The sequence below is a fragment of the Ralstonia sp. Ralssp110 genome (assembly GCF_047325135.1).
Lineage (GTDB): Bacteria > Pseudomonadota > Gammaproteobacteria > Burkholderiales > Burkholderiaceae > Ralstonia > Ralstonia mojiangensis.
The window spans coordinates 1,184,150-1,207,206 of the sequence record NZ_CP168610.1 but is presented as its reverse complement, the minus strand read 5'-3'; the positions used below and the strand labels follow the sequence as shown (position 1 = coordinate 1,207,206).

The window sequence follows — 23,057 nt, the reverse complement described above, 5'->3', positions numbered from 1 at the left end:
TGAACCATGTCTTCCTTCATCGCAGCCGCATCCGTACCGCAGCCGGCCACGCCCGGCGGCCCACCCATCGCCAACGACGGCTTCTTCCCCGATGTCGATGTCGTCAACGCCTACGCCGCCATGCGCCTGGACGGCACCGTCACGCAGCAGCGCATGCGCGCCGCCCTGGTGGAAGCCATGCTCTCCGTCAACGAAGAGCTGGAGCCATGGAAGGCCGCGCAAATGTCCTTCGGCCGAAACACGCTGGCCACCGTGCCTGCACCCAAGATCGACGGCGAAAGCGCGCACCTGCACCGCTACCTGCGCGCCGTCCACTGCCTGGCTGCCGCCTGGCTCATCGAGCGCTACCGCACCATCGACGCCACCGCCGCCGGCGACCGCAAGGCCGAAGCGGAAAACCTCGGCGTAGAAGACCTGCGCCGCGACGCCCGCTGGGCCATCAGCGACATCCAGGGCGCCGCCCGCACCACCGTCGAGCTCATCTGATGCGCGTACGGGCCATCCAGGGCGACACCGTTGACGCCATCTGCCACCGCGTCTACGGCCGTACCGCAGGCGTCACAGAAGCCGTCCTGGCCGCCAACCCGGGCGTTGCCGACCTTGGCCCCGTCCTGCCCCACGGCACCGAGCTCGACATGCCCGACATCTCCCCGCAGCCGGCCATGCAAATGGTCCAGCTCTGGGATTGACCTCCAAGGAACCCAATGGCTGAACCCATCTCCACCGGCTCCACCGCCACCCTCGCCGTCACGGGCGTGGGCGCGTTGTCCCTGCTGCCAGGCGTCGACCCCGGCACCGTGCTGGGCGCCTTCGCCGGCGCCGCAGTGTTCGTGCTCAACAGCGGCGAGCTCGGCACCGTCAAGAAGCTGGGCTTCCTGGCTGCATCCATCGTCGCGGGCCTGCTGTCCGCGCCGCTGGCCGCAGCGCTCATCGCCAAGGCCCTGCCCACCAACACCGAAGTCAGCCACGCCGTGGGCGCCCTGGTCGCCTCCACCGTCGTGGTCAAGCTGCTCCTGGCGCTCATCCGCCTGGCAGACAACAGCGACCGCCTCTTCGCCTCACTCAAGGGCGGCGCAGACAAAGGAGGCAAGCAACCATGAAGACCCTGTTCATCGTGCAAGCCGCGTTGTGCGCGCTCATCGCGCTGCGGCTGCTGCTGTTCAAGCGCGGCGGTGCAGCGCACCGGCCGTGGGCCTCACGCCTCGCGTATGGCCTGGTCGTGCTCGCCGGCGCCGTCACCATCGGCGTGCTGTTCGGCCGGTATGACTGGGCGCTTGCCGCACAGAACGGCATCACCGCAGTGCTCTGCGTCGCTGTCTATGCTGTGCGCGGCAATGTGGTCGAGCTCTTCCGCATGGGCGGCGCGCGGCAATGCTGGTTCGTTCGCATCCTGCGGAGGTCCGCATGACCATCCTGCGTGAAGGCATGGTCGGCGCCGCAGTGCTGGAGCTGCAGCGGCTGCTGATCGCCAACGGCTTCAATGCCCCCGATACCTGCGTGTACTGCTCAGACACCGTCGCCGCCGTGCGCGCGGCACAGATCCGCTTCGGCCTGGTCGTCGACGGCATTGCCGGCCCCAAGACCATGGCCGCACTGCAGTCTGGTGCGCGCAACGTTCGGCACCTCTCCGCCGCAGACCTGCAGGCGGCTGCAGAAGCGCTCGACGTATCGCCGGCGGCCGTGCGCGCGGTGAACGAGGTGGAAAGCCTGGGCAACGGCTTCCTGCCCGACGGCCGCCCGGTCATCCTGTTCGAGCGGCACATCATGCATCGCCAGCTCCAGCGCGCCGGCAAAGATGCAGACGCCCTGGCCCGCCAATTCCCCAACCTGGTCAACCCCAAGCGCGGCGGCTACGTCGGCAACGCCGGCGAGCACATGCGCCTGGCGCGCGCCGTCCAGATCGATGAAGACTGTGCCCTCGCGTCGGCAAGCTGGGGCGCCTTCCAGGTCATGGGCTTCCACTGGAAGCTGCTCGACTACCCCAGCGTGCAGCACTTCGTGTCAGCCATGCGCACCAGCGAAGCCGCGCAGCTCGATGCGTTCGTGCGGTTTGTAAAGGCCGACCCCACCATGCTCAAGGCGCTGCGGGCCAGCAAGTGGGCCACCTTCGCCCAGCTCTACAACGGCCCTGCGTACAAAGCCAACCTGTACGACGTCAAGCTGGCCCGCGCCTTTGACCGCTACCAGGCCGAAGACGAGGTCGCGGCATGAAGCGCGCCGCCGTCATCGTCGCGCTGCTGGCAATCGTCGCAGGCCTCGCCTGGTGGGCCACCGCCAGCTACCACGCCGCAGTCCAGCGCGCCGACCAGGCCGAAACCACCGCCGCCACCCTGCGCAAGCAGCTCGACCACGCCCAGCGCGCCACCGTGACCGTCACCCAATACGTCGACCGCGAGCGCGTCATCCGCCTCAAAGGCGACACCATCATCAAGGAAGTCCCTCGCTATGTCCCCGTTCAAGCTGACGCTGCCTGCGTTGTCCCTCGCGGCTTTGTCCGCCTGCACGACGCAGCCGCCGCCGGCGCCGTGCCAGATGCAAATCCCGGAGATGCTGATGCGGCCCCCGCAGGCGTTGCGCTCTCTGCCGTCGCCGGCACCGTCGCAGCCAACTACACCGGCTGCCACGTCGACGCCGCGCGACTGAGCAGCCTGCAGCAGACGTTGCGCGACCAGGGCGTGACGATCATTGGGGAGGGCACCGCACCATGATGAAGGCCACCAGTCTGCGCGAGGCGCTGACGGCCGCAGTTCCCTACTTGGCCGCGCACCCTGAAGCGCTGCACGTCTTTGTCGATGAAGGAAACGTGGTGGCCACCGGCGCGCGGTCGCTCGGCTTCGAATACCGGTACACGCTCACCTTGATCGTGACCGACTACCCAGACAGCTCTGACACAGTCGTCGTGCCCGTCCTGGCATGGCTGCGCACCAACCAGCCCGACGCCTTCACCAACCCCGACAAGCGGGAAGACGCCTTCAAGTTCGAGGCCGAGATCCTCACGCACGACACCGTCGACATCTCTATCAAGCTGCAGCTCACAGAGCGCGTGACGGTCAGGGTGGATGGCAACGGCTACCAGGTCGAGCACCACCCGGAGCCGATCAACGAAAACGATGACCCGGCCACCTGGAGGCCTGCGTGAGCGACCTGCACGAGCTCGACGCCTACCTGGTCGGCCTGCTGGGAAGATTGGAAGCACCACAGCGGCGGGCGCTGGCCCGCGCCATCGCGGTGGAGCTGCGGCGCCGGCAGTCAGCGCGCATCGCCGCGCAGCGCAATCCGGACGGCTCGGCCTACGAGCCGCGCAAGCCGCAGCTACGGCACAAGCGCGGCGGCATCCGGCGCTCGATGTTCACGCGGCTGCGGATGGCGAAGTACATGCACATTGAAGCGAACCCAAACGCGGCTGTTGTCACGTTTGCAGGCAAGGTGCGGCGCATTGCGGCAGTGCATCATTTTGGCCTGCGGGATCGTGTCAACAAGAACGGGCTGGTGGCTAAATACCCTTCGCGCGCGTTGCTCGGGATTACGCATGAGGACATCGACCAACTTACAGAGCTCATCTCCTCCCATATAACAAACTAGATGAGATATGCCGCCAACAAAGCATTCGTTTTAGTTTGCGGCCGCAGGAGCCGTAGGAGCCGTAGGAGCCGTAGGAGCCGCAGGAGCCGCAGCGGCGAGCATCGCGTCACAAACCTTCTGTGCGTCCTCGTCGGTGAGACCAAGCAAGCCCTTAAGTTCATCGGTCTTGGCATTGACTGCCAATAGATGCGACTCCAACTCTGCGGAGGTGAAAGACACTCTAACGCTATGGCTGCCAACATGATTCACGAATGTAAGCTGGTCTGGGACGCCGACGATCACCATTCCATGAACAATGTTGTTCCTCTGACTGAACGAGATAAGGCCATTCAGCAAGTCAATAGCATCTTTGTGTGCGTTTCCGTGGCGCTTCAGCAAACTAACCAGCTTCCTTACGCGAGGTGCGAAAGTTGTTTTAGCTGTCTCCTCCACCGTCTTTTTTGCATCACCTCCGAGCTCCTTCATGATTCCCGCCAAGACAATGGACTCCAACGTAGCCCACATGATCATGAATAGGCCAAAGTTGTGAGTAACGAGGGTGTGGGGTTTCAATTGCAAGATTTGCTGCGAGTTTTGTGTTTGCATTTTTAATTCAAACTTCGGAGGATGGAGGACCTATCCTTCCACAGCATCAGCCCCCCCGGCAACCCATCTTTTGGTGGGCAAGAAGACGGTGTGTGCAGCCCGCTTGCCACGCTCGAATGCAGGCTACTATCCTCTCCATTCGAAACCGCGCAGATGGAGGGGAGAATGGCCACGGGTATGCTTGATGCACACATGAGCGCAATAGAAAATGCGCTGCTGCAAAACTCGCGGATTCCCGCGAATGCTGGACACACTTTGCACAGGGGCACGCCCAGAGAAAATCTGATCGCCACCTTCCTTAGCTCACATCTGAGTGCCAATGTCGCCATCGGAACAGGTGAAGTCATCGATCACAGGTCGAAACCCCGGGAGCAACGAAACCAGTACGATATTGTTATCTATCGCAGAAACTACCCAAAACTCGATTTCGGTGGTGTGAGCGGATTTCTAGTGGAGTCAGTAGTGGCGACCATTGAGGTGAAGTCGCTTCTCGACTACGGCGCGTTACGGGATGCCATGTCGGCGGCGGCTAACCTCAAGCGGCTCGAGCCAAACTATGGCCGGTCCGCTTCGTTTGGGTGGTTTCCGCCAAAACCTCTGTCATTCGCTATTGCTTACAGCGGGCCAGCAAGCATGGGCACAGTAGGGGACTGGATAGAAAAAGCTCGAACGGAGCTGGATATCGCCCCCGATAAGTGGGAACACGAGAATAGGCTGAAGAGCGCCGGAACGAGTCTAGACGGTATCAGTGTGCTAGGTCGTGGCGTTCACTACCTCTGCAATACCCCATTGTTTGGCGATCAGATAGACCCTCGAGCGAAGTGCTTCTTCTGCGACTGCGATAGTGGTGCTCTACTTCTATTCTTTCTAGCGCTCCAACAGGCATGCATGGGCACAGAGAGCGCACACCTTGTGACGCAGCCGTACCTCGCTGGACACTCGTTCAACGGCTCATTCGGCGTGTGACGCCGCAGGGCGTGCAGCATGCCGAAGCAGCCGCGCGGACGTGTGCAAGCGAAACAGCTAATCGCAACGAGCATATAGTCGATGCTAGCGGCGGACTGTTGTGGAGCCCGTGCATACAACTTTCATGACGTGACCCCCACGCGCGCGCACGGCACTCTGCAGGCATGGACCTCGCAGAACTCGCCCGCCTCATTGAAAACCTGATCCGCATCGGCACCGTGGCCGACGTGCGCCACGGCCGCCCACCGGCCGTGCGCGTGCGCACCGGCGGCGTCACCACCACCTGGCGCCCGTGGTGCGAACGTCGAGCCGGCGCCACCCGCACGTGGAGCCCGCCCACCAAGGGCGAGCAAGTCGTATTGCTCTGCCCCAGCGGTGACCCATCCAACGGCATCGTCTTGTGCGCAATCCCATCGGCCGCCAACGATGTGCCAAGCCATTCGCCCAATGAAACCGTCACGCTTTACCCGGACGGCGCGCTGACCAAATACGACCACGCCGCAGGCTTGCTCACCGTCCAGGGCGTCAAAACCGTCTTCCTGGAAGCCGCCACCAGCGTGCTGGTGAAGTGCCCGGATACCACCTTCGACGGCAACGTCAACGTCAAAGGCCTGCTGTCCTTCATGAACGGCATTGCCGGCCAGGGCGGCGACAACGGCAACGTCATCACCGGCGACCTGGCGCACCAAGACGGCAAGCTGTCGTCCAACGGCGTCGTGCTCGATGACCACGGGCACGGCGGCGTAAAGCAAGGCGGAAGCTGGACGGACGGCACGCGATGACTGGCATGAACAACACCACCGGCCGCGCCGTCAGCGACGTAGCCCACATCCGCCAATCCGTGTGCGACATCCTCACCACGCCCATTGGCTCGCGGGCCATGCGGCGCGAATACGGTTCTTGGGTCCCCGAGCTGCTCGACCAACCGATGAACCCGGCCACCCGCTTGCGCGTCATGTCGGCCTCGGTGTCTGCCTTGGTGAAATGGGAGCCCCGCATCCGCGTCGCGTCGATCCGGCTGGTTGTAGACGCAAAGGGCACCACTGTCGTCGACATCGAGGGCGACCGCGTCGACGGCCCGCGTCGTGAATCACTAGGCCCGATCTCCGTAGCACTTAGGGGCTAAACATGGGCGCAATCGACCTCTCACTCCTGCCCGCGCCCACCGTTGTGGAAGCGCTGGACTATGAAGCCATCCTGGCCGAGCGCAAGGCGTATTTCGTCTCGTTGCATCCGGCCGACGAGCAGGACAGCGTGCGCGCCACGCTGGAGCTCGAATCCGAGCCCATCAACAAGCTGTTACAGGAGAACGCATACCGGGAGCTTGTTTGGCGACGGCGGGTGAACGACGCCGCCTTGGCCGTCATGCTGCCCTTTGCAAAACGCAAAGACCTCGACAACCTAGTCGCCAACTTCAACGTCAAGCGGCTCACTGTCATGCCCGCTGACGACACGACCGTCCCACCCACCCCTCCCGTCACGGAGAGCGACGAGGCGCTGCGCGAGCGCGCCCAAGACGCGTGGGAAGGACTATCCGTGGCCGGCCCCACCAAGGCGTACGAGTTCTATGCGCGCTCGGCTGATGGCCGCGTTGCAGACGCTCGCGCTACCAGCCCGGCCGGCGCAGAAGTCGTGGTCTCAGTTCTTTCCCACCTAGGCGACGGCAGTGCCGATGAAAGCCTGCTGCGGATCGTGTACGCGGCCCTTTCAGGGGAGGACACCCGTCCGGTGGCGGACCGCCTCAAGGTGCAATCGGCAACAATCGTCCCGTATCGCATTCGCGCCATCCTGTACCTGGCACCCGGTCCTGCGGCAGAGCCGATTCTCGATACAGCGGAGAAGCAAGCAACCCGCTACACCACCGCCCGGCGTCGTATCGGCCGCGACATCAATCGCTCTGCCATTACCGCTGCGCTACACGTGGAAGGCGTGGAAAAGCTCGTTCTGGCTGAACCCGTTACCGACATTCCGCTCGATCTCACCCAGGCGAGCTACTGCACGGGCGTGGAGATCATCAACGGGGGCACCAGTGAGTAACGCCACGCTTCTGCCGCCCAACGCTACACCGCTTGAGCGCAGAGCCGCATCTGCCGGCCAGCGCATTGAGTACGTACCGGTGCCGCTGCGCGACCTCTGGAACCCGGCCACCTGCCCCGCCGAACTGCTTCCGTTCCTGGCGTGGTCTTTCTCCGTCGACAGATGGAACCCAGACTGGCCGACGTCCACCAAGCGCGCCGTCACATCCGCGTCGTACCTGGTGCATCGTCGCAAAGGGACCATCGGCGCCATCCGCCGCGCGGTGGAACCGCTCGGGTTCGAGATCCACGTCACCGAGTGGTGGCAGACGGAGCCGCCTGGCCCCCGTGGGTCATTCCAGCTCGATGTGCAGGTCGGAGATTTCGGCATTGACGAAAGCACCCACATCGAGCTGGAGCGCCTGGTCAACGATGCAAAGCCATGCTCGCGCCCGATGTTGGGCCTGCAAATCAGCCTCGTCACGCGCGGCGCAGACAGCGCCAGTGCAGCCGCCTATCTCGGCGACACATTGACCGTCTACCCCTATGCACCACCAGACATTGTCGTCGCGGGAACCACCCGGTTCTCCGGCGCGACGCATCACATCGACACCCTCACCGTCACTCAATAACCGCTATGTCGCAGACATTCTTTGTCGTCCCAACTGCCGCAGGTGAAGCACGCGATGCCAACGCCAAGGCGCTCGGCCTGCCACGTCGCTACACCCACATGGCCATCGGCGACGGCGGCGGCGCGCTTCCCACGCCGGACAGCTACCGCACAAGCCTCGTGCGTGAACACCACCGCGCTCCACTCAACGCCCTATGGCAAGACCCGGGCAACCCCAGCCAATTTGTCGCCGAGCTGGTCATTCCTGAAACGGTGGGCGGCTGGTGGATCCGTGAGCTCGGTCTGTATGACGAAGACGGCACGCTTTGCTACTACGGCAACTGCCCCGAGACCTACAAGCCTCAGATGGCCGAAGGCTCCGGCCGGACACAGGTCGTGCGCATGGCCGTGCTGTCCGCCTCCGGGGCCACCGTGGAATTGAAGATCGACCCCGCGCTGGTCCTGGCCACTCGGCAGTACGTCGATGAAGCCGCAGTCAGGCCGATTGCACAGCTCGCAAGCAACCAGTTGCTGCACATGACCACGGTATTGCGATCGCTCTGCGACACAAACAGGCTCGTCCTGAAGAACCACTATCTATGAAAGGTGAAGCATGACTCTTGAACAACAACTGGCAGACGCCATCGCCGCGCAAAATGCCCTGACACAGGTGGTCGCCGGTAAGCAGGCGCAGATCGATGGGGCGACTGGAGCACAGCAAGCTGCGTTTGCCGCATGGATGGACAACGCGAAGCATCAGTTCGCATCGAACAATCTCCGCGCCCTATTTGTAGGCGGCTCGGAGAGCAAGTGGTACCCGGTCGTTTTTTCCCTACCGGCCCGCGTGCTTGGCCGCGTCAACATCGGCCGCGGCGTGCACAACGATGCAGACAAGTACGGCAAGTTCAACGGTTCAATGAACTTCAGCCTCGATGTCGTCAGCGGTGAATGGGGCGGCGCGCCGGGGCGAGTCATCCCGATCAGTTACCAGTATTCCTTGGGCACGAACGCCGTGAATCCCTATGTCGCCGACTTTGCAGCAGATGTGTACGGCATGGCGCTCGTCGTTTATCTGTTGGGCCAGCGCACATACGACATCTCAACGTCCTGGCAAGGGGACGTGACGGCCTACACGGCAGACAAAAACAATCTGATCTTTTCCGCCGAAGGCGATGAATACGCGATCTTTCGAGACGCCAGAACGGAAGTCGCTGCGTCCATGCTGCCCAACAATTATCTTCGAGGAGGTTAATCATGCAGGCACCGAACGATTCCGTTGGCTTCACAGATCTGAGCGCCGCTCAGAAGGCCGAGCTCCTGAAACAATGGGAGTCTCAGCAGACTCAAATTGCCAAAGAGCGTTTGCGCATGCAAATCGAAGGCGTGGCCGACACAAAGACCCGTGAAGGCGTCATGTCGGACGTCGTCGGCATGATGTTTGTTGGGCTGGCCGAGCTCGTGGTTGCGCTGTCTAAGGCGAAGAGCCTTGCAGACATTAATTCGGCAGTCGAGCCGCTCTTCACGATCGGCAGTGCCGTCGATTCGGCAGTCAAGTCAGGCGCATTGAAACTGCCCTACATGGTCAAGGATGGCGGCGCACAGGGCGTGCTCGCTGACATGACGAAACTGTCGAATGGCATCGCCGCAGTCATTGCAGCGTCTGAGCCCGCCGCCAAATAGCAGCGCTGCCCCCGGGGGCTGGGCGCGTTCTTGTTGTAGCCCCCAGTCCCACAACACCCAGCGCGCGACACACTCGCGCGCGCGCCGCATCCTACCGGGACGATTCAACGTCGGCCCCATCCCGGAGGAATGCATGCCCACCGACTACCACCACGGCGTCCGTGTCATCGAGATCAACGAAGGCACACGCCCCATCCGCACCATTGAAACCGCCGTCGCCGGCGTGGTGTGCACGGCCAATGACGCGGATGCGTCCGCCTTCCCGCTCGACACGCCCGTGCTGCTCACCGACGTGCAAGGCGCCGTTGGCAAAGCCGGCGACAAGGGCACGCTCGCGCGCACGCTGCAGGCCATTGCCGACCAGACCAGCCCGCTCACCGTCGTCGTGCGCGTGGCTGAAGGCAAGGCCGAAGGCGAGACCACCAGCAACCTGATCGGCACCACCAACGACCAGGGCCGCTACACCGGCATGAAAGCGCTGCTGGCCGCGCGCAACCGCTTTGGCATCACGCCGCGCATCCTCGCCGCGCCCGGGCTCGACTCGCTGCCCGTCGCCTCCGAGCTGGCCAGCATCGCGCAAAAGCTGCGCGCCTTCGCCTACGTGAGCGCCGCCGGCTGCAACACCAAGGAAGACGTCGTCGCCTACCGCCAAAACTTCGGCGCGCGAGAGCTCATGGTGCTGTGGCCTGACTTTGTCGGTTGGGACAGCGCCGCCAACGCCGAGCGCACGCTGTGGGCCACGGCCCGCGCTGTCGGCCTGCGCGCCAAGATCGACAACGAGACCGGCTGGCACAAGACGCTGTCCAACGTGCCCGTCAACGGCGTCACGGGCCTCTCGCGCGACGTGTACTGGGACCTGCAGAACCCCGCCACCGACGCCGGCTACCTCAACTCGCACGACGTCACCACGCTCGTCCACCAGAACGGCTTCCGCTTCTGGGGCTCGCGCACCTGCAGCGCGGACAAGCTCTTCGCCTTCGAGAACTACACCCGCACCGCGCAGGTGCTGGCCGACACGATGGCCGAAGCGCACATGTGGGCCAATGACCTGCCAATGACCCCGTCTTTGGTGCGCGACATCCTGGCCGGCGTCAACGCCAAGCTGCGCAACCTGGTACGCAACGGCTACCTGCTCGGCGGCGAAGCGTGGTTCGACCCGGCCGCCAACGCCAAAGAGACGCTCAAAGCCGGCCAGCTCGCCATCGACTACGACTACACCCCCGTCCCGCCGCTGGAAGACCTCACCTTCCGCCAGCGCATTACAGACCGCTACCTCATGCAGTTCGCCGACGCCGTCAACGCGGCTTGAGCGGCGCCACCACCCTGACAAGGACCAACGATGGCACTCCCTCGCATCCTCAAACATTTCAACGTCTTCGCAGACGGTATCTCCCACGCCGGCGCGGTGGAAGAAATCACCCTGCCCAAGCTCACCCGCAAGCTGGAGGAATACCGCGCCGGCGGCATGAACGGCCCGATCGACATCGACCTCGGCAATGAAAAGCTGGAGCTGGAAACCACCTACGGCGGCCTGATGCGCGACATCCTGAAGCAGTACGGCACCACCACCGTGGACGGTGCCCTGGTGCGCTTCTCGGGCGGCTACCAGTGTGAAGACACCGGCGAGGTCGACGCCGTAGACATCATCGCGCGCGGCCGCCACACCGAAATCGACTTCGGCAACGCCAAGGCCGGCAGCAAAGACCCGTTCAAGGTTAAGTCGTCGCTCTCTTACTACAAGCTCTCCGTCAACGGCGAAGACTGGATCGAGATCGACCACGTGAACTTCATCGAGCGCGTATTCGGCGTCGACCGCCTGGCCGAGCAGCGCAAGGCCATCGGCCTCTGATCCCTCACCCGCCGCACAACGCGGCACCCCTCCACTTTCTGAGCCTTCACCACCATGGAACAACTCACCACCAACATCACCCTCGACACCCCCATCAAGCGCGGCGACCAGGTCATCAGCGTGCTGACGCTGCGCAAGCCCGGCAGCGGCGAGCTGCGCGGCGTCAGCCTGATGGACCTGATGCGCATGGACGTGACGGCTCTGCATACCGTTCTGCCGCGCATCACCGCGCCCACGCTCACCACCGCAGACGTGAGCAAGCTCGACCTGGCCGACCTGGTCAAGATCGCTACTGAAGTGACAGGTTTTTTGCTCTCGAAGCAGGACCGGGAAGAAGCCTTCCTGACCGAGTCGAAAACGCCGCCGCAGACGTTGCAGTGATTTTTTGCTTCCGCCTGGAGGAGCTGTACGCGATGAGCATTACCGACCTGATGGAGTGGCGCGAGCGCGCCCGTGAGCGCAGCGAGGCGCAGGAATGAGCGACGCTCGCCGCCTGCGCCTGGAGGTTGTGCTGCAGGCCGTGGACAAGGCCACGCGGCCAGTCCAGAGGCTGCTCGATGCCAACAAGGATCTCGCCCGCGCTGTGAAGCAAGGGCGGGATCAGCTCACGGCGCTCAATCGGGAGCAAAAGCGCCTGGACGGCTTCCGCGAGCTCAAGAGCGGCATCAAGGAAAGCGGCATCGAAATGCGCAATGCCACCGCAAAGGCGGAAGCACTGCGCAAGCAGCTCGATGCTGTCCAAGGCGGCGCCACCCGCAAGAAGGCCATCGACGATCAGATCAAGAGCCTGCAGGCGGTGGAAGCGCAGTTGGATAAGGCCACCATCGCGATGAACAAGCGTGCGCGGCTGGCGGGAAAGACCGCCTATGTCGACGCCGAGCGCGACGCTTTCCTGAAGCTCCAGGAACAGACAGCCAGCACGCTCCGGCAGATCAATCGGCTCAAAGCGGAACAGAAGGCTCTGGCCGCACAGACGCCTGTCAACACAGCGCAGGTCAGAAAACTCAGCCGGCAGTACAAGGACGCCCAAAGCACAGCCGACAAGCTGACGCAGGCCCACAGGAACAAACTGACCACGTTCCGCCAGATGCGAAGCGAGCTGCTTGAGGCAGGTATCCGAACCAAGGAATTCAGCCGCCACGAAGCCGAGCTGAAAACCCGGATCGACGCCACCAAGCAGGCATTGCGCGAGAAAGAGGCAGCGCTCGCCCGCCTTGCCGAAAAAGAGCGCCACCTGGCAGCCGCACAAGCGCAGTACCAAAAGGGCATGGCATCACGCAACGCCATGCTCGGCACAGGCGTTTCGCTCATGGGTGCCGGCACCGTTACGCTCGCGCCGGTCGCCAAAACCGTGAAGGACTACGTCGCGTTTGAGAACGCCATGCTGGGCATCGCTCGGCAGGTAGACGGCGCGCGCGATGCGGGCGGCAAGCTCACCCCTGTCTATTACGACATGGCCCGGCAGATCAAGCAGCTCGGCGCGGAGCTGCCAATCCCCGTCACGCAGATCGCCGAAATGGTGACCGCTGGCGCGCGCATGGAAGTCCCGCGCGAGGAGTTGATCGAGTACACCCGCACGGTGTCGATGATGGCCACCGCCTTTGACGCCATGCCCGACGAGATTGCCGAGAGCATGGGCAAGGTTGCCAAGAACTTCCGCATCCCCACCAACGCCATCATGGGGCTGGCGGACTCCATCAACTACCTGGACGACAACGCCATCAGCAAGGGCAACGACATCATCGACGTGCTCAACCGCACGTCTGGCGTTGTCTCTACCGTTGCCATGTCGGCCCGGGATGCCGCCGCTCTCGGCTCTACGCTGCTCACCTTGGGCGAGCGCACGGAAACCGCTGGCACTGCCATCAACGCCATCGTCCAGAAGTTCGCCGCTGCCGACAAAGGCACAAAGAAGTTCCGGTCTGCGCTCGACGAGATTGGCCTGAGTTCGGCACACGTCCAGCGCGGCATGGCAACCGATGCGACCGGCACGCTGTTTCGCATCATTGAAGCCGTCAAACGCCTGCCGGAAGACAAGCGCATCGGCGTCATGGTCGAGCTGGTGGGCCTGGAGCACTCAGACACGCTGGCCAAGCTGGTCGACAAGCCAGACGAGCTGCAGCGCCAGATCGGGCTGGCCAACGGCAGCCAGGCGAAGGGCTCCATGTCGCGCGAGTTCTCTGCGCGGCAAGACACCATGTCTGCGCACTGGCAGCGCCTGCAGAACCGCATCTTCAACACCAGCAGTGAAAGCGGCGGCGGGCTGCGCGCCACCGTCATCGACCTGATCGACAGCACTGGCCGTCTGCTGGAGCGGTTTGACACCTTTGCAAAGAACAACCCTGGCCTCGTGTCCGGCCTGCTCAAGGCGGCGGCTGCAGCAGGCGCCCTACTGCTGGCCGCCGGCGGCCTCACGCTTTCCATGGCGGCTATGCAGGGGCCATTGGTGATCGCACGTTACGGGTTGCGCCTGCTGAACATCCGCGCGGGCGGGCTTTCGGGCGGATTCAAGCTACTCAAAGCGGGTATCGGGAAAGTCGGCACCGCCTTGAAGTGGATAGGCCGCCTTGCGCTCGCCAACCCCATACTCGCCATCATCGCGGTCATTGCCACCGCCGCGTTTCTCATCTGGGACAACTGGGAAACGCTCGGGCCAAAAATTGAAGGCCTGTGGCAAAGCATCAAGGGCACCTGCTCCTCCGCTTGGAACGGGATAAGGAACACCTGGAACGAGTTCTGGCAGGACATGGACGCCCTCGCCAACGGCGGTACCGTCAACATTAATGCAACGTTGCTGAAGTGGTCGCCCATCACGCCCATCAAGGCTGTCTTTGTTGCCGTATGGGACTTCTTCGTCCCGGAGCAATTTCAGCAGTTCGGCAGCAACATCATCCAGGGCATCATCGACGGGCTGTTCAGCAAGTTCCCGGCGCTCAAAGACGCTGTGGGGAAAATCGCGGCGTGGTTCAAGGGCGTATTCGGAGACGACACCGCAGGGGCGCAGGCCGTTGCCAAAGCCACCCAGATCGAAGCCTCGCTGCCCAAGCCGGCAAAAGCGGGAGCCACCAAGCTGGCGGCCATTGGCACCGGTATCGCCATCGGTACCGCGCCCGCAATGGCGGCGCCCGTGTCGTTCGACACACGCCCTGCGATGACGGTGCGTAGCGCAGCGTCCACACCTGCGCCCGCGCCCATCACCATCAACATCAATGCGCCCGCCGGCGCCGATCCGCAGGCCATCGCGCGCCTAGTGCGCGACGAGCTGCGCCAGATCGACAACCAGCGAGCCGCCCGTCAGCGCTCGCGCCTTGCAGACAGGGATTGACCATGATGATGGCCCTGGGCCTGTTCGTGTTCAGCCTAGACACGGCGCCCTATACGGAATTCCAACGCCAGGTCGCCTGGCGCCACCCGGGCAACAACCGCGTGGGCCGGCGGCCGTCGCACCAGTACGTCGGGCCGGATGAGGAAACCATCACACTCACCGGCAAGCTCTTCCCGGATTTCACCGGCGGCGAATGGTCGCTCTCAGCCCTGGAGCTGATGGCCGACAGCGGCGACGCCTACACCCTCATCGAGGGCACCGGCCGCTACTACGGCCAGTTCGTCATCAACAACCTGGACACCACCCGTACCTACTTCTTCCAGGACGGCGCCGCCCGCGCGTGCGACTTCACCCTCAAGCTGACCCGCGTGGATGACGGCCTGCTATCCAAGGTGGCCAGCGTTGCTACCGGCCTGCTGCAATGACGAGCGCGACCACCGACGCCCTGTCACCCCGCCCAGCCTACCGCATCAAGGTGGGCAACAAAGACATCACCGGCCGCTTCCAGGGGCGGCTCATCAGCCTCACCCTCACAGACAACAGCGGCTTCGAGGCAGACCAGCTCGACATCGAGCTCGACGACAGCGACGGCAAGCTCGACCTGCCCGAGAAAGGCGTACGCCTGTCGCTCTCGCTCGGCTGGGAAGGCGCCGGTCTGGTCGACAAGGGCACGTACAAGGTGGACGAGCTGGAGCACAGCGGCCCGCCCGACCGGCTCATCATTCGCGCCCGCAGCGCCGACATGGACGGCGGCCTCACCACCCGCCGCGAGGGCTCCTACGCCGGCAAGACCGTCGCGCAGATCGTCCAGTCCATCGCCCTGCGCAACAAGTTCACCTGGCTGGTGGGCAAGAAGCTGGCCGATCAGGTCATCGCCCACGTCGACCAGACCGGCGAGTCAGATGCCAACTTCCTCTCGCGCCTGGCGAAGGAATTCGACGCCATTGCGACCGTCAAGAACGGCACGCTGCTTTTCATTCCCGCCGGCGAGCCGACCTGCGGGTCGGGCCTGCCGCTGCCCACCGTCAACATCACCCGCGCGTCTGGCGACACGCACACGTTCAGCATTGCCGATCGGGAGAACTACAACGGTGTGAAGGCGTACTACCAGGACACGCGCGCCGGCGTGCGCGGCGAGGTTGTTATCGATGCTTCCAATGCCGTAGCGACGAAGGAGGAGCGCGCCGCCAAGGGAAAAAAGAAGAAGCGGGAGACGGTACAGGCCGATCCGAACCCGGACAACGTGAAGGTGTTGCGGCACACGTACGCGTCACGCTCCAACGCCGAGCGTGCGGCGCGGGCCGAGTGGCAGAAGATTCAGCGCGGCGTTGCTACGTTCAATATCACATTGGCGCGTGGGCGGGCTGAGTTGTTTCCGTCGCTGCATGCCAAAGTGAGCGGGTGGAAGCCCCAGATTGATGGGACGGGCTGGTCAGTCGGCCGCGTCGTTCACAGTCTGAATGACGGTGGCTTTACGACGGCGCTCGAGCTGGAGATCAAGCCAGATAAGCTCGACACGTGAGACGCGATACCATGTGAGCCCTCACGAGGGAGCGCTCATGACGCACTTAGCTCAGGTTTGCAAGGCAGTTTTCGACGGGTACGGCAATTCCGATGCTGTAGGGATTGCCTACTTCGACCAACATGCCGCGGCTCTCGCCAATCTTGACTATGCCTTGCTGCTGAGTCACCAGGCGGCACACTATCCCCATCGTTACGTCCTGGACTTCATTCTAGGAACGGCAGCGCTGTGGCAGCCATTGGGCGCCAGCTTCTGGGAACGCTACCTGTTGTCGGCCCAGCGGCCTCATACCAGCGACACACTCGACCAAGTTGCGGCGTTCGCAGACATTGAGTTCCTTTCGCGATACGTCGGTGTTGATGCACTAGGCTACCTTTGGCAAAGCGCCGACCATTCCAAACGCCTTGCCCTCTCCGTCTATTTCGCAAAGCACCCCTATGCGCTAGTGCCCAGCGCGCTTGATGAGGCGGACCTAGATGGCATCTATTTTGTTTGCAAGACTGATTTGGAACTGCTGCGGGACAAGCTGACGGGAGCGATGGGCTTCCAGCGAGCGGTGTTTGACGACGCTGGTGCTGAAGCGTACCTCTCGCATCTTGCGGGCCAACTGGAGTTGCCTTAACAAGGCCGCTGTCGAATGCTGTTGTAGTTCTCGCTTACAGGAGCACGTCAACATGCTCGTCACAAAGATCGACGCGGCCCGACGGCAACTCATTACTGCCATTCGCCTTTTTTTCGATGGTGGCGATCCCGTTTCCGTGTACTCGCTCGCGTCGAACGCATGGGAGGTCATTGACGTGCTCTGCACGAGCGCGGGCGTGGATAGCTTCTCCAAACAGGCCCGCGAAAGTCTGCCTGCCGGACATACTCTTAAGCACTACATTAACGAGCCGTGTCGGAACTTCTTCAAGCACGCTCAGCAAGACCCGAACCCAAGTAGCTCGGTCGAACTGCTGGACGCCAACGTCACGGCCATCCTGTTTCTTGCCGTGGAGGACTACATACGGCTACGGCAGGGCGGTCCTGTAGAGGCTCAGGTCTTTCAAGCGTGGTTTATCGCAGTCTTCCCCGAAAAGGTCACCGAAGATGACCCTGTAGCGCAGTCAAAATTGGAAAGCGCCGCACTCGCTTTTCCCGGCATTGCGACGCTTGCTCCGTCAGACCAGGTCAAGATGGGCCGGCGAGTACTGGACGCCGCGAGTAAAGATGCCGAACTCGCGGCCGACACGAAGACCGAGCCAAGCCTCTGACTGCCCCTTTTTCCTTGACACCTGCGTATCGGGCGCGCCGCTGACAGTGCACCGCGTACATGCTCGTTCCAAAAGGCCATCCATGCGCCCACTCCTCCTCGTTACCGCTTGCTTGACGGCATCCCCCTCCTACGCCGCCGTCGCGTGGAAATGCACTTACAACGGCGAGACCTTTTCCGTAGGCATGCCGTGTGACGAGGCTATCAAGCGGGGCATCACGCCACCGTTCAAAGAGCGGCCGGACCCGCCCGAATGCGCAGACCTCAAGGATCAGAAAGACGTTTTGCGGGCAAAATTGAAAGATGCAGTTTCACCGCCCGGCAAAGTTCGTGACGAGGAGGTTGCTCGGCTGGATCGGAGCATTGCTGACTTGGGGAAGGAGCAGCATCGGCATGGATGCAAAGCTGCGCCTCCGGTGCCGTAGGGCATCAATCGAAATGCAAATGGTCGGATTGGCGTTCGTGTCGATCCACGAAGATCGTTGAGAACAAGGGCCACTGTGAGCTACGTATATTCGGCGGAAAACCATGACTGGGACCTGACCTTGCACGCGGCGTCTGAGCTGGTAAGGGCGGGCATACACATGGATCAAAAACCACGAGAGGGGACGCTTTCGATGGGGTTCTCCTACTTCACAGGTGGAATGGTGTTGTGCTTCTCAGCAATCGAGAGCTTCTCAGCTTCAGTGGCGTTCTGCATGGCGTCTGACCCACGCTACCCTAGCTTTGACTTTGAGAGCTACCGAAAGACATTTCGATTCGATGCAAAGATGAAGATGCTGATGGAGGCTGCAGGCATCGAAGTTGATTGGGGCCACGGCCTGTTTCAGCGCATCGCAACTATGCAGCGGTGGAGGAATCTAGTGACTCACGCCACCCCGTATCAAATTACGCCCACGCAGATCGATGATCCTTTGCACTCGCCTGCCTTACACACCGCCAAGCATCACGCCCTTGAGTACGCGCGTAGCTGTGACATCGAGACCGCAAAGGATTTCTACACAACCGCTTTCGACTTCATAAACCTGGTGACTGAAAAAACGGGAATCAATCCTCGTGCTTCCGCGACCTATGTGGCGGCTTGAGGTATCGGTCCTTATTCCGTGCCCCTCCAGATGAGGGAGCAGTAGTTAGTGGCATGTATCCGATACAGCCCCAGATCGCATGCTTCCTACCAAAGGTCCCCAACCAATCGCAAACCATCGTTACACCGCCTCCCTCGCCCTTCAAGTTCGACCACCCCCGCACTAAGCTCAACGTCTAACGCGTTGCCACACTCGTTGACCCACAGCCCCGCCACCGCGCCGTAGCCTCCCCAAGCGGCCCGCGCGCCGCTGTGGGAGATACGTAAGTGAGCAACAAGACAAACATCAAGCAGAGCATTTCCGCCGGCAATGGCAACGTGCAAATCGGCCAGGTCATCCTATGCGGGTCGGCCGCCCGCTCACGCTGCCCCACCCCGCCGGCGCCAGCCAAAGAACGCATGACCATCGAGCAGCGGGCAGAACTCACTCACATCGCATTGCAAATCGAATTGGCAGAGGAAGGCGCCATAGACGCCGGCACGGTTTGGAAGGCCCTTTGCAACCACCTCAACGGGCGCGGCCTGGAGGAGGTGCGAGACAACACCGAGTTGTCGCACGAGCAGTATTGGGCAGCTCGGTCTTACCTGGACGGCTGGTTAGCCTGCGCCCGTGGTGACAGCCTGCCGCGTACCGGCATGATTAGGGAATTAATGCGAATGTGGGGTATTCGCGGCGGGCTGCGTGAGGCCACAATCGGGTTCTGCTCAGCGCAGTTTCAGAAAACCACTTTGCAGAAGCTGACCGATGCCCAACTGAGAGCAGCGTTGTGGGTGACCGTGGCTGATTGGCGTCAGTTTTGGGAGCACAACGAAGCAAACCGCTTCGACTCCAGAAATCTAGGCAGTTGAACACTGTGCAAGCGGAGCATGTATGCGCATCCAACACCTGCGGCTACGCAACTTTCGGTCGATTGTCGATTCAGGACATCTCGCACTCGGTCCTATGAACGTGCTCGTCGGTGCCAACAATGCGGGCAAATCATCGGTTCTGCGCGGCCTGTATCTTTTGCAAGAAGGTTCAGGTCAGACCTTTGCGGACATACGCCTTGGCACGAATGAGTCGATCATCGACATTACGTTCGCGGAAAACACCCTGCCGTATCTGTTCAGCAATTTGCATCAGCCGGAGGGGTTGGTAAGAATTGTGATGCGGACTCAGGACCGTCGCAATGGCAACTTTGCGCTTGCAACGTCGAACACAAACGGCGACGGCGAGCGAGGTATCAATGTCATTCCTGGTGTTGATCCGCACCACCTTATTGTTCCATATCTGTCCAAACGCAAAACGGCGACCTTCAGCGAGGACGTGCGACTTGGTACCACTATGCAAGTCTCACATCAAATGGTGAACTTAGCTGCCAAGTTGTCGAGACTGTCAAATCGCTCTTTTCCAGGAAGCGACGAGTACGCCGAGGCATGCGAGGCAATACTTGGCTTTGTCGTCACAGCCACCCCTTCCGACAATGGGCAACGCGCAGGGGTGTACCTGAAGAGTCGGGAAGTGATCCCGATTGAGCAAATGGGCGAAGGCGTGCCAAACATCGTCGCGCTCTTGGCCGACCTGACGCTCTCCAGCGGAAAACTGTTCCTCGTGGAGGAACCGGAAAACGATCTGCATCCGGAGGCGCTGAAGGCCCTTCTTGACCTTATCGTCGAGAGCTCACAGCGGAATCAGTTCGTGGTCTCAACACATTCGAACATCGTTCTTCGGCACTTGGGTGCAGTAGAGGGAAGCAAAGTGTTTCACGTGAGCGCCCCGAAGGGGGAGCCGCCAACAACCGCGCGCATTGAAGAGGTCGAAAACTCACCCCAAGCCCGCCTTAACGTTCTCCGCGAGCTCGGCTACTCCTTCACCGACTTCGACCTATGGAGCGGCTGGCTAATCGTCGAAGAATCGTCTGCGGAACGCATCATCCGCGACTATTTGATCCCATGGTTCGCCCCAAAACTCTCACGTGTGCGGACACTATCAGCGAACGGGACAGGAAACGTAGAAGCAACGTTTGCAGACTTTGATCGCTTGATGCGTTTTGCTCACCTGGAGCCGATCTATTCGAAAGCGGCTTGGGTAAGAGTCGATGCGGACCCCTCTGGCAAGGAAGTCGTCGAGAAGCTGCGAAACAGCTACAAGACCTGGGATGCAGCCCACTTTGACTGTTTCTCCAAAGAACAGTTTGAGCACTACTATCCTGCGCACTTTGCGGAGAAGGTGGACCAAGTGTTAGCCATCCGAGAGCGTCAACCGAAGAGAGTGGCAAAACGCGAATTGCTCGATGAAGTACGACACTGGCTGGACGAAGACGAAGAGCGTGGCCGCACAGCGCTGGCGGCCTCTGCGAAGGACGTGATTGAAGAGCTGCAGCGTATCGAGGCTCAACTGCAGTAGAGGTCGCCCCGCCTGACGGGGCGCCTTGTTCCTACCCCTTCGGCCCACACCCCTTCAACATCGGGCTCCCCACAATCCTGCCATCCCCTTGGCACACCCAAGCAACCTTCGCCCCCTTCTTGAGCGAGGCGACCATCGCCGCATGCTGATCATCCAGATACGCATGCACGGGCATAAACGGATTGCCGGCAGCGAGCTTCACCACAATGCTGTCTGTGAAGTCCTTGTCGATGCTCTGCACCGTGCCGGTCACCAGTAGGCTCTTGCCCTTGTACTTCTGATCGGCCGCGACCTCGTTGTCCTCGTACGCGCGGAACAGCTCTTGCGCCTTGACCGGCAACGGTGGTTCGGCTGCGTCTGCGGCCTCTATTGCGCTGCCCGCTGTGGCGGCGCTCCCAGACTTCGGCTTCGGGTTCGTCAAGTCACTGAGCACACCAATCACGATGGCAGCGATCGCCAGGCCAAACAGCCACTTCACTACTTTCATTACTGCTCCTTTCTACCTTCCCGTCTGTGTGGATTGATAAAAAGGCTGTATGCCGCGCCCCCGCGTGGCTACTGCTCTATTGGAATTGACTCAATTGCCTCGCGGCTCAAAACAAAGCAGAACCGCGTCCGGCACGCGCATGCCGGCGACCGTAATGTGAAAGCGGTCCTTGTCGTATTCAGATACGACCCAGTTCCGGCCCGTGCTCACGAACTGCTGCGTCATTGCATCGAGCACTGTCACAAACCACGCGCCCGCCCGCTGAATGTCCTCCTGTGTGCGAGCTCCAAATGCTCGCGCCACAATAAACATGGCAGTTGCGGCGGCCTTCTGCGTGTCGTCCTCGTCCGGCGACCAGCCCATGCTGATGCTGAAGCGCGACAGGTTTGTCTCGTCGCCCTCCGCGATGATGCTCATGGAATGGGTGAAGGTGACTTCCGTGAACAATCCACCAGCGTCGTCTGGAGAAGTCTCACGCTTCCGCGCTTTCATGCCGTGAATCAGGTCTTCAAGACTGAGGCCGAGGACCCCTGGCCTCGCCGCGTCCTTCTCCGGAATCGCAGACTTTGTGACGATGCACGCCGCAGAACTAGGCGATGCCACAAACAGCGCGACGGCCGCAACGACACAAGCCCCCAGATTCTTTGCTTTCACTGTTTCGCCCTTTTTCCAGCTGTGCGCCGCGGCCCTCTGACCATTCCTGCGTTAGGCGGCACCTTGGGATAGATATTTCTCATAGAAGGAAAAGCACCGCACCAAACGCGAGAAGCACGCACCCGGAAACAAGTTGGGATTGGAGAATGGTCTGCCACCCCGGATAGCCATACGGCACGGGCGTCGAGAAGCGGATCGGGACAGGCAAGCGCAACAGCCAGATTCGCCATGCATGTGCCACCGCCATGAAGCCACAATCCAGCACGCCGAACCTAGCCAACCGAAGCGGATCCAGTTCAATAGGCAGTCTGAAAAGTTGCATCACGGGGAATACCAGCGCAGCGAGGGCCAATAGCACCGCGGAGGCACGGTAGGCCAGTGTGACGGCTGTCTTGAGCCACTGCGGTGCACCGCTATCGCCTTGCGGTGAGGGAGTCCATGTCATGTTCGTTCGGGGGCCGTTGCGTCTACCCTTGGTGTCAGTACTCAACCCACAAACCGCCGGACCGCAGCGCAGCTTCAATCGTATCGAAGTACTCCACAACAAAATCGTAATACGCCTGTGCTTCTGGCTTGCCAGAGGGGAATTCCTGCATGTGCTTCCGACCGCGCGGAATCAGCAGAGGCATTGGCTCGAAATTCTCACTGAGCCAACAGCCGACAAGATGGTTGACCGTCGACGAAAGGAAGTAGATCGTCGCGTCACGCCGATAAATGCGAGCGGCCATAAACTCCACCTTGTTCGCATCACGGCTCATAGCAGCGGCCTTCTGAACCAACTCCTGCGCCATGTTCTTTTTTGCCGCCGTCAGCAGGCTGTCACGCCGCGCCCTCGCCGCAGCCCGCCGGTCGAGAAGCCAGCGAAAGCGCCTGTACCAAAGCCCGGTCCGGAAAAGAAACGCGGCGCATCCAAGGGCAAAAATGCCCGCGATGTACCACTCAACCATGCGAAGTGTGTCGTCCATAGTCAGTAAAACCATTCCGGTGCATCGTCGGGCAGCTCACCCATCACAAGAGTACTGGCGGCGACACCACACCGCGTAGAGAGGGATGGGCCGACCGA

Annotated in this window: 33 protein-coding genes; 28 read left to right on the top strand and 5 right to left on the bottom strand. The window is 61.8% G+C overall.

Annotation, left to right across the window (positions count from 1 at the left end; all coding sequences use genetic code 11):
- Window positions 1-6 precede the first annotated feature (6 nt).
- The 8 genes from ACEN9T_RS14450 to ACEN9T_RS14415 are packed head-to-tail and all read left to right on the top strand — an operon-like array spanning window position 7 to window position 3,582.
- On the top strand, window positions 7-486 hold the full coding sequence (locus ACEN9T_RS14450) for a head completion/stabilization protein (RefSeq protein WP_413708081.1): 480 nt from the start codon (window positions 7-9) through the stop codon (window positions 484-486).
- Entirely contained in the window at window positions 486-689 is a 204-nt protein-coding gene (locus ACEN9T_RS14445) for a tail protein X (RefSeq protein WP_413708080.1), read from the top strand. Before ACEN9T_RS14450 ends, ACEN9T_RS14445 begins: the two co-directional genes overlap by 1 nt.
- Window positions 690-704: 15 nt before the next feature.
- A complete protein-coding gene (locus tag ACEN9T_RS14440; protein WP_232040515.1) occupies window positions 705-1,100 on the top strand; it encodes a phage holin family protein in 396 nt (131 codons plus the stop codon).
- Window positions 1,097-1,408, top strand: a complete 312-nt coding sequence (locus ACEN9T_RS14435; RefSeq protein ID WP_413708079.1) for a phage holin family protein — start codon at window positions 1,097-1,099, stop codon at window positions 1,406-1,408. Before ACEN9T_RS14440 ends, ACEN9T_RS14435 begins: the two co-directional genes overlap by 4 nt.
- A complete protein-coding gene (locus tag ACEN9T_RS14430) occupies window positions 1,405-2,211 on the top strand; it encodes an N-acetylmuramidase domain-containing protein (protein WP_413708078.1) in 807 nt (268 codons plus the stop codon). The genes ACEN9T_RS14435 and ACEN9T_RS14430 overlap by 4 nt, the downstream gene beginning before the upstream one ends.
- Window positions 2,208-2,708 (top strand): hypothetical protein, encoded by a 501-nt coding sequence (locus ACEN9T_RS14425; protein ID WP_413708077.1) that lies wholly within the window; start codon window positions 2,208-2,210, stop codon window positions 2,706-2,708. Before ACEN9T_RS14430 ends, ACEN9T_RS14425 begins: the two co-directional genes overlap by 4 nt.
- Complete coding sequence (locus ACEN9T_RS14420) at window positions 2,705-3,139, top strand: phage tail protein (protein WP_413708076.1); 435 nt, start codon at window positions 2,705-2,707, stop codon at window positions 3,137-3,139. The genes ACEN9T_RS14425 and ACEN9T_RS14420 overlap by 4 nt, the downstream gene beginning before the upstream one ends.
- Window positions 3,136-3,582, top strand: a complete 447-nt coding sequence (locus ACEN9T_RS14415; RefSeq protein ID WP_413708075.1) for a phage virion morphogenesis protein — start codon at window positions 3,136-3,138, stop codon at window positions 3,580-3,582. The genes ACEN9T_RS14420 and ACEN9T_RS14415 overlap by 4 nt, the downstream gene beginning before the upstream one ends.
- A gap of 30 nt (window positions 3,583-3,612) precedes the next feature.
- On the opposite strand, the gene ACEN9T_RS14410 is transcribed toward ACEN9T_RS14415, so the two are convergent.
- A complete protein-coding gene (locus tag ACEN9T_RS14410) occupies window positions 3,613-4,167 on the bottom strand; it encodes a hypothetical protein (protein WP_413708074.1) in 555 nt (184 codons plus the stop codon).
- A 165-nt stretch (window positions 4,168-4,332) separates the two neighbouring features.
- Here ACEN9T_RS14410 and ACEN9T_RS14405 point away from each other — a divergent pair, with 165 nt between their 5' ends.
- From ACEN9T_RS14405 to ACEN9T_RS14310, 20 genes are all read left to right on the top strand, one after another.
- Complete coding sequence (locus ACEN9T_RS14405; RefSeq protein ID WP_413708073.1) at window positions 4,333-5,133, top strand: DUF6602 domain-containing protein; 801 nt, start codon at window positions 4,333-4,335, stop codon at window positions 5,131-5,133.
- A 164-nt stretch (window positions 5,134-5,297) separates the two neighbouring features.
- Entirely contained in the window at window positions 5,298-5,915 is a 618-nt protein-coding gene (locus ACEN9T_RS14400; protein WP_413708072.1) for a phage baseplate assembly protein V, read from the top strand.
- A gap of 5 nt (window positions 5,916-5,920) precedes the next feature.
- Window positions 5,921-6,259 carry a GPW/gp25 family protein gene (locus ACEN9T_RS14395; protein WP_413708071.1) on the top strand — a complete coding sequence of 113 codons (339 nt, stop codon included), beginning with the start codon at window positions 5,921-5,923 and terminating at the stop codon, window positions 6,257-6,259.
- A gap of 2 nt (window positions 6,260-6,261) precedes the next feature.
- Window positions 6,262-7,170: a baseplate J/gp47 family protein gene (locus tag ACEN9T_RS14390; protein ID WP_413708070.1), complete on the top strand. Its 909-nt coding sequence runs from the start codon at window positions 6,262-6,264 to the stop codon at window positions 7,168-7,170.
- Window positions 7,163-7,780, top strand: a complete 618-nt coding sequence (locus ACEN9T_RS14385; RefSeq protein WP_413708069.1) for a phage tail protein I — start codon at window positions 7,163-7,165, stop codon at window positions 7,778-7,780. Before ACEN9T_RS14390 ends, ACEN9T_RS14385 begins: the two co-directional genes overlap by 8 nt.
- 5 nt (window positions 7,781-7,785) lie before the next feature.
- Window positions 7,786-8,361: a phage tail protein gene (locus ACEN9T_RS14380; protein ID WP_413708068.1), complete on the top strand. Its 576-nt coding sequence runs from the start codon at window positions 7,786-7,788 to the stop codon at window positions 8,359-8,361.
- Between the two features lie 10 nt (window positions 8,362-8,371).
- Window positions 8,372-9,010 (top strand): hypothetical protein, encoded by a 639-nt coding sequence (locus ACEN9T_RS14375; RefSeq protein WP_413708067.1) that lies wholly within the window; start codon window positions 8,372-8,374, stop codon window positions 9,008-9,010.
- A 2-nt stretch (window positions 9,011-9,012) separates the two neighbouring features.
- A complete protein-coding gene (locus ACEN9T_RS14370) occupies window positions 9,013-9,438 on the top strand; it encodes a hypothetical protein (RefSeq protein WP_413708066.1) in 426 nt (141 codons plus the stop codon).
- Window positions 9,439-9,571: 133 nt separating this feature from the next.
- Entirely contained in the window at window positions 9,572-10,747 is a 1,176-nt protein-coding gene (locus tag ACEN9T_RS14365; protein WP_413708065.1) for a phage tail sheath protein, read from the top strand.
- A gap of 30 nt (window positions 10,748-10,777) precedes the next feature.
- Window positions 10,778-11,287, top strand: coding sequence for a phage major tail tube protein (locus tag ACEN9T_RS14360; protein WP_413708064.1), 510 nt, complete (start codon window positions 10,778-10,780; stop codon window positions 11,285-11,287).
- 54 nt (window positions 11,288-11,341) lie between these two features.
- A complete protein-coding gene (locus tag ACEN9T_RS14355) occupies window positions 11,342-11,668 on the top strand; it encodes a phage tail assembly protein (protein WP_154207047.1) in 327 nt (108 codons plus the stop codon).
- Complete coding sequence (locus ACEN9T_RS14350; RefSeq protein WP_413708063.1) at window positions 11,665-11,766, top strand: GpE family phage tail protein; 102 nt, start codon at window positions 11,665-11,667, stop codon at window positions 11,764-11,766. Before ACEN9T_RS14355 ends, ACEN9T_RS14350 begins: the two co-directional genes overlap by 4 nt.
- Window positions 11,763-14,612, top strand: a complete 2,850-nt coding sequence (locus ACEN9T_RS14345; RefSeq protein ID WP_413708062.1) for a phage tail tape measure protein — start codon at window positions 11,763-11,765, stop codon at window positions 14,610-14,612. The genes ACEN9T_RS14350 and ACEN9T_RS14345 overlap by 4 nt, the downstream gene beginning before the upstream one ends.
- A gap of 2 nt (window positions 14,613-14,614) precedes the next feature.
- Window positions 14,615-15,037 (top strand): phage tail protein, encoded by a 423-nt coding sequence (locus ACEN9T_RS14340; RefSeq protein WP_413708061.1) that lies wholly within the window; start codon window positions 14,615-14,617, stop codon window positions 15,035-15,037.
- Window positions 15,034-16,134, top strand: a complete 1,101-nt coding sequence (locus ACEN9T_RS14335; RefSeq protein WP_413708060.1) for a phage late control D family protein — start codon at window positions 15,034-15,036, stop codon at window positions 16,132-16,134. Before ACEN9T_RS14340 ends, ACEN9T_RS14335 begins: the two co-directional genes overlap by 4 nt.
- 37 nt (window positions 16,135-16,171) lie before the next feature.
- Complete coding sequence (locus tag ACEN9T_RS14330; RefSeq protein WP_413708059.1) at window positions 16,172-16,756, top strand: hypothetical protein; 585 nt, start codon at window positions 16,172-16,174, stop codon at window positions 16,754-16,756.
- A gap of 52 nt (window positions 16,757-16,808) precedes the next feature.
- A complete protein-coding gene (locus ACEN9T_RS14325; protein ID WP_413708058.1) occupies window positions 16,809-17,384 on the top strand; it encodes a hypothetical protein in 576 nt (191 codons plus the stop codon).
- A 583-nt stretch (window positions 17,385-17,967) separates the two neighbouring features.
- The gene (locus tag ACEN9T_RS14320; RefSeq protein ID WP_413708057.1) at window positions 17,968-18,468 is read left to right on the top strand and encodes a hypothetical protein; all 501 of its coding nucleotides are present in this window, start codon (window positions 17,968-17,970) and stop codon (window positions 18,466-18,468) included.
- A gap of 266 nt (window positions 18,469-18,734) precedes the next feature.
- Window positions 18,735-19,316 carry a hypothetical protein gene (locus ACEN9T_RS14315; protein ID WP_413708056.1) on the top strand — a complete coding sequence of 194 codons (582 nt, stop codon included), beginning with the start codon at window positions 18,735-18,737 and terminating at the stop codon, window positions 19,314-19,316.
- 22 nt (window positions 19,317-19,338) lie between these two features.
- Window positions 19,339-20,853, top strand: a complete 1,515-nt coding sequence (locus ACEN9T_RS14310; RefSeq protein ID WP_413708055.1) for an ATP-dependent nuclease — start codon at window positions 19,339-19,341, stop codon at window positions 20,851-20,853.
- Window positions 20,854-20,884: 31 nt separating this feature from the next.
- On the opposite strand, the gene ACEN9T_RS14305 is transcribed toward ACEN9T_RS14310, so the two are convergent.
- The 4 genes from ACEN9T_RS14305 to ACEN9T_RS14290 form a co-directional block, all read right to left on the bottom strand.
- A complete protein-coding gene (locus tag ACEN9T_RS14305) occupies window positions 20,885-21,340 on the bottom strand; it encodes an OB-fold protein (RefSeq protein ID WP_413708054.1) in 456 nt (151 codons plus the stop codon).
- Between the two features lie 90 nt (window positions 21,341-21,430).
- Entirely contained in the window at window positions 21,431-21,994 is a 564-nt protein-coding gene (locus ACEN9T_RS14300) for a hypothetical protein (RefSeq protein WP_413708053.1), read from the bottom strand.
- A 79-nt stretch (window positions 21,995-22,073) separates the two neighbouring features.
- Window positions 22,074-22,439, bottom strand: coding sequence for a hypothetical protein (locus tag ACEN9T_RS14295; protein WP_413708052.1), 366 nt, complete (start codon window positions 22,437-22,439; stop codon window positions 22,074-22,076).
- Between the two features lie 34 nt (window positions 22,440-22,473).
- Window positions 22,474-22,941 carry a hypothetical protein gene (locus ACEN9T_RS14290; RefSeq protein WP_413708051.1) on the bottom strand — a complete coding sequence of 156 codons (468 nt, stop codon included), beginning with the start codon at window positions 22,939-22,941 and terminating at the stop codon, window positions 22,474-22,476.
- Window positions 22,942-23,057: the final 116 nt, after the last annotated feature.

Excerpts from the sequence above, each read along its gene's own strand:
- ACEN9T_RS14320 (WP_413708057.1), top strand. The coding sequence starts at position 17,968 with ATGGATCAAAAACCACGAGAGGGGACGCTTTCGATGGGGTTCTCCTAC.
- ACEN9T_RS14370 (WP_413708066.1), top strand. The coding sequence starts at position 9,013 with ATGCAGGCACCGAACGATTCCGTTGGCTTCACAGATCTGAGCGCCGCT.
- ACEN9T_RS14345 (WP_413708062.1), top strand. The coding sequence starts at position 11,763 with ATGAGCGACGCTCGCCGCCTGCGCCTGGAGGTTGTGCTGCAGGCCGTG.
- ACEN9T_RS14375 (WP_413708067.1), top strand. The coding sequence starts at position 8,372 with ATGACTCTTGAACAACAACTGGCAGACGCCATCGCCGCGCAAAATGCC.
- ACEN9T_RS14380 (WP_413708068.1), top strand. The coding sequence starts at position 7,786 with ATGTCGCAGACATTCTTTGTCGTCCCAACTGCCGCAGGTGAAGCACGC.
- ACEN9T_RS14295 (WP_413708052.1), bottom strand. The coding sequence starts at position 22,439 with ATGACATGGACTCCCTCACCGCAAGGCGATAGCGGTGCACCGCAGTGG.
- ACEN9T_RS14425 (WP_413708077.1), top strand. The coding sequence starts at position 2,208 with ATGAAGCGCGCCGCCGTCATCGTCGCGCTGCTGGCAATCGTCGCAGGC.
- ACEN9T_RS14290 (WP_413708051.1), bottom strand. The coding sequence starts at position 22,941 with ATGGTTGAGTGGTACATCGCGGGCATTTTTGCCCTTGGATGCGCCGCG.
- ACEN9T_RS14355 (WP_154207047.1), top strand. The coding sequence starts at position 11,342 with ATGGAACAACTCACCACCAACATCACCCTCGACACCCCCATCAAGCGC.
- ACEN9T_RS14310 (WP_413708055.1), top strand. The coding sequence starts at position 19,339 with ATGCGCATCCAACACCTGCGGCTACGCAACTTTCGGTCGATTGTCGAT.
- ACEN9T_RS14340 (WP_413708061.1), top strand. The coding sequence starts at position 14,615 with ATGATGATGGCCCTGGGCCTGTTCGTGTTCAGCCTAGACACGGCGCCC.
- ACEN9T_RS14330 (WP_413708059.1), top strand. The coding sequence starts at position 16,172 with ATGACGCACTTAGCTCAGGTTTGCAAGGCAGTTTTCGACGGGTACGGC.
- ACEN9T_RS14365 (WP_413708065.1), top strand. The coding sequence starts at position 9,572 with ATGCCCACCGACTACCACCACGGCGTCCGTGTCATCGAGATCAACGAA.
- ACEN9T_RS14395 (WP_413708071.1), top strand. The coding sequence starts at position 5,921 with ATGAACAACACCACCGGCCGCGCCGTCAGCGACGTAGCCCACATCCGC.
- ACEN9T_RS14410 (WP_413708074.1), bottom strand. The coding sequence starts at position 4,167 with ATGCAAACACAAAACTCGCAGCAAATCTTGCAATTGAAACCCCACACC.
- ACEN9T_RS14325 (WP_413708058.1), top strand. The coding sequence starts at position 16,809 with ATGCTCGTCACAAAGATCGACGCGGCCCGACGGCAACTCATTACTGCC.
- ACEN9T_RS14305 (WP_413708054.1), bottom strand. The coding sequence starts at position 21,340 with ATGAAAGTAGTGAAGTGGCTGTTTGGCCTGGCGATCGCTGCCATCGTG.
- ACEN9T_RS14360 (WP_413708064.1), top strand. The coding sequence starts at position 10,778 with ATGGCACTCCCTCGCATCCTCAAACATTTCAACGTCTTCGCAGACGGT.
- ACEN9T_RS14390 (WP_413708070.1), top strand. The coding sequence starts at position 6,262 with ATGGGCGCAATCGACCTCTCACTCCTGCCCGCGCCCACCGTTGTGGAA.
- ACEN9T_RS14450 (WP_413708081.1), top strand. The coding sequence starts at position 7 with ATGTCTTCCTTCATCGCAGCCGCATCCGTACCGCAGCCGGCCACGCCC.
- ACEN9T_RS14435 (WP_413708079.1), top strand. The coding sequence starts at position 1,097 with ATGAAGACCCTGTTCATCGTGCAAGCCGCGTTGTGCGCGCTCATCGCG.
- ACEN9T_RS14405 (WP_413708073.1), top strand. The coding sequence starts at position 4,333 with ATGGCCACGGGTATGCTTGATGCACACATGAGCGCAATAGAAAATGCG.
- ACEN9T_RS14445 (WP_413708080.1), top strand. The coding sequence starts at position 486 with ATGCGCGTACGGGCCATCCAGGGCGACACCGTTGACGCCATCTGCCAC.
- ACEN9T_RS14420 (WP_413708076.1), top strand. The coding sequence starts at position 2,705 with ATGATGAAGGCCACCAGTCTGCGCGAGGCGCTGACGGCCGCAGTTCCC.
- ACEN9T_RS14440 (WP_232040515.1), top strand. The coding sequence starts at position 705 with ATGGCTGAACCCATCTCCACCGGCTCCACCGCCACCCTCGCCGTCACG.
- ACEN9T_RS14430 (WP_413708078.1), top strand. The coding sequence starts at position 1,405 with ATGACCATCCTGCGTGAAGGCATGGTCGGCGCCGCAGTGCTGGAGCTG.
- ACEN9T_RS14335 (WP_413708060.1), top strand. The coding sequence starts at position 15,034 with ATGACGAGCGCGACCACCGACGCCCTGTCACCCCGCCCAGCCTACCGC.
- ACEN9T_RS14400 (WP_413708072.1), top strand. The coding sequence starts at position 5,298 with ATGGACCTCGCAGAACTCGCCCGCCTCATTGAAAACCTGATCCGCATC.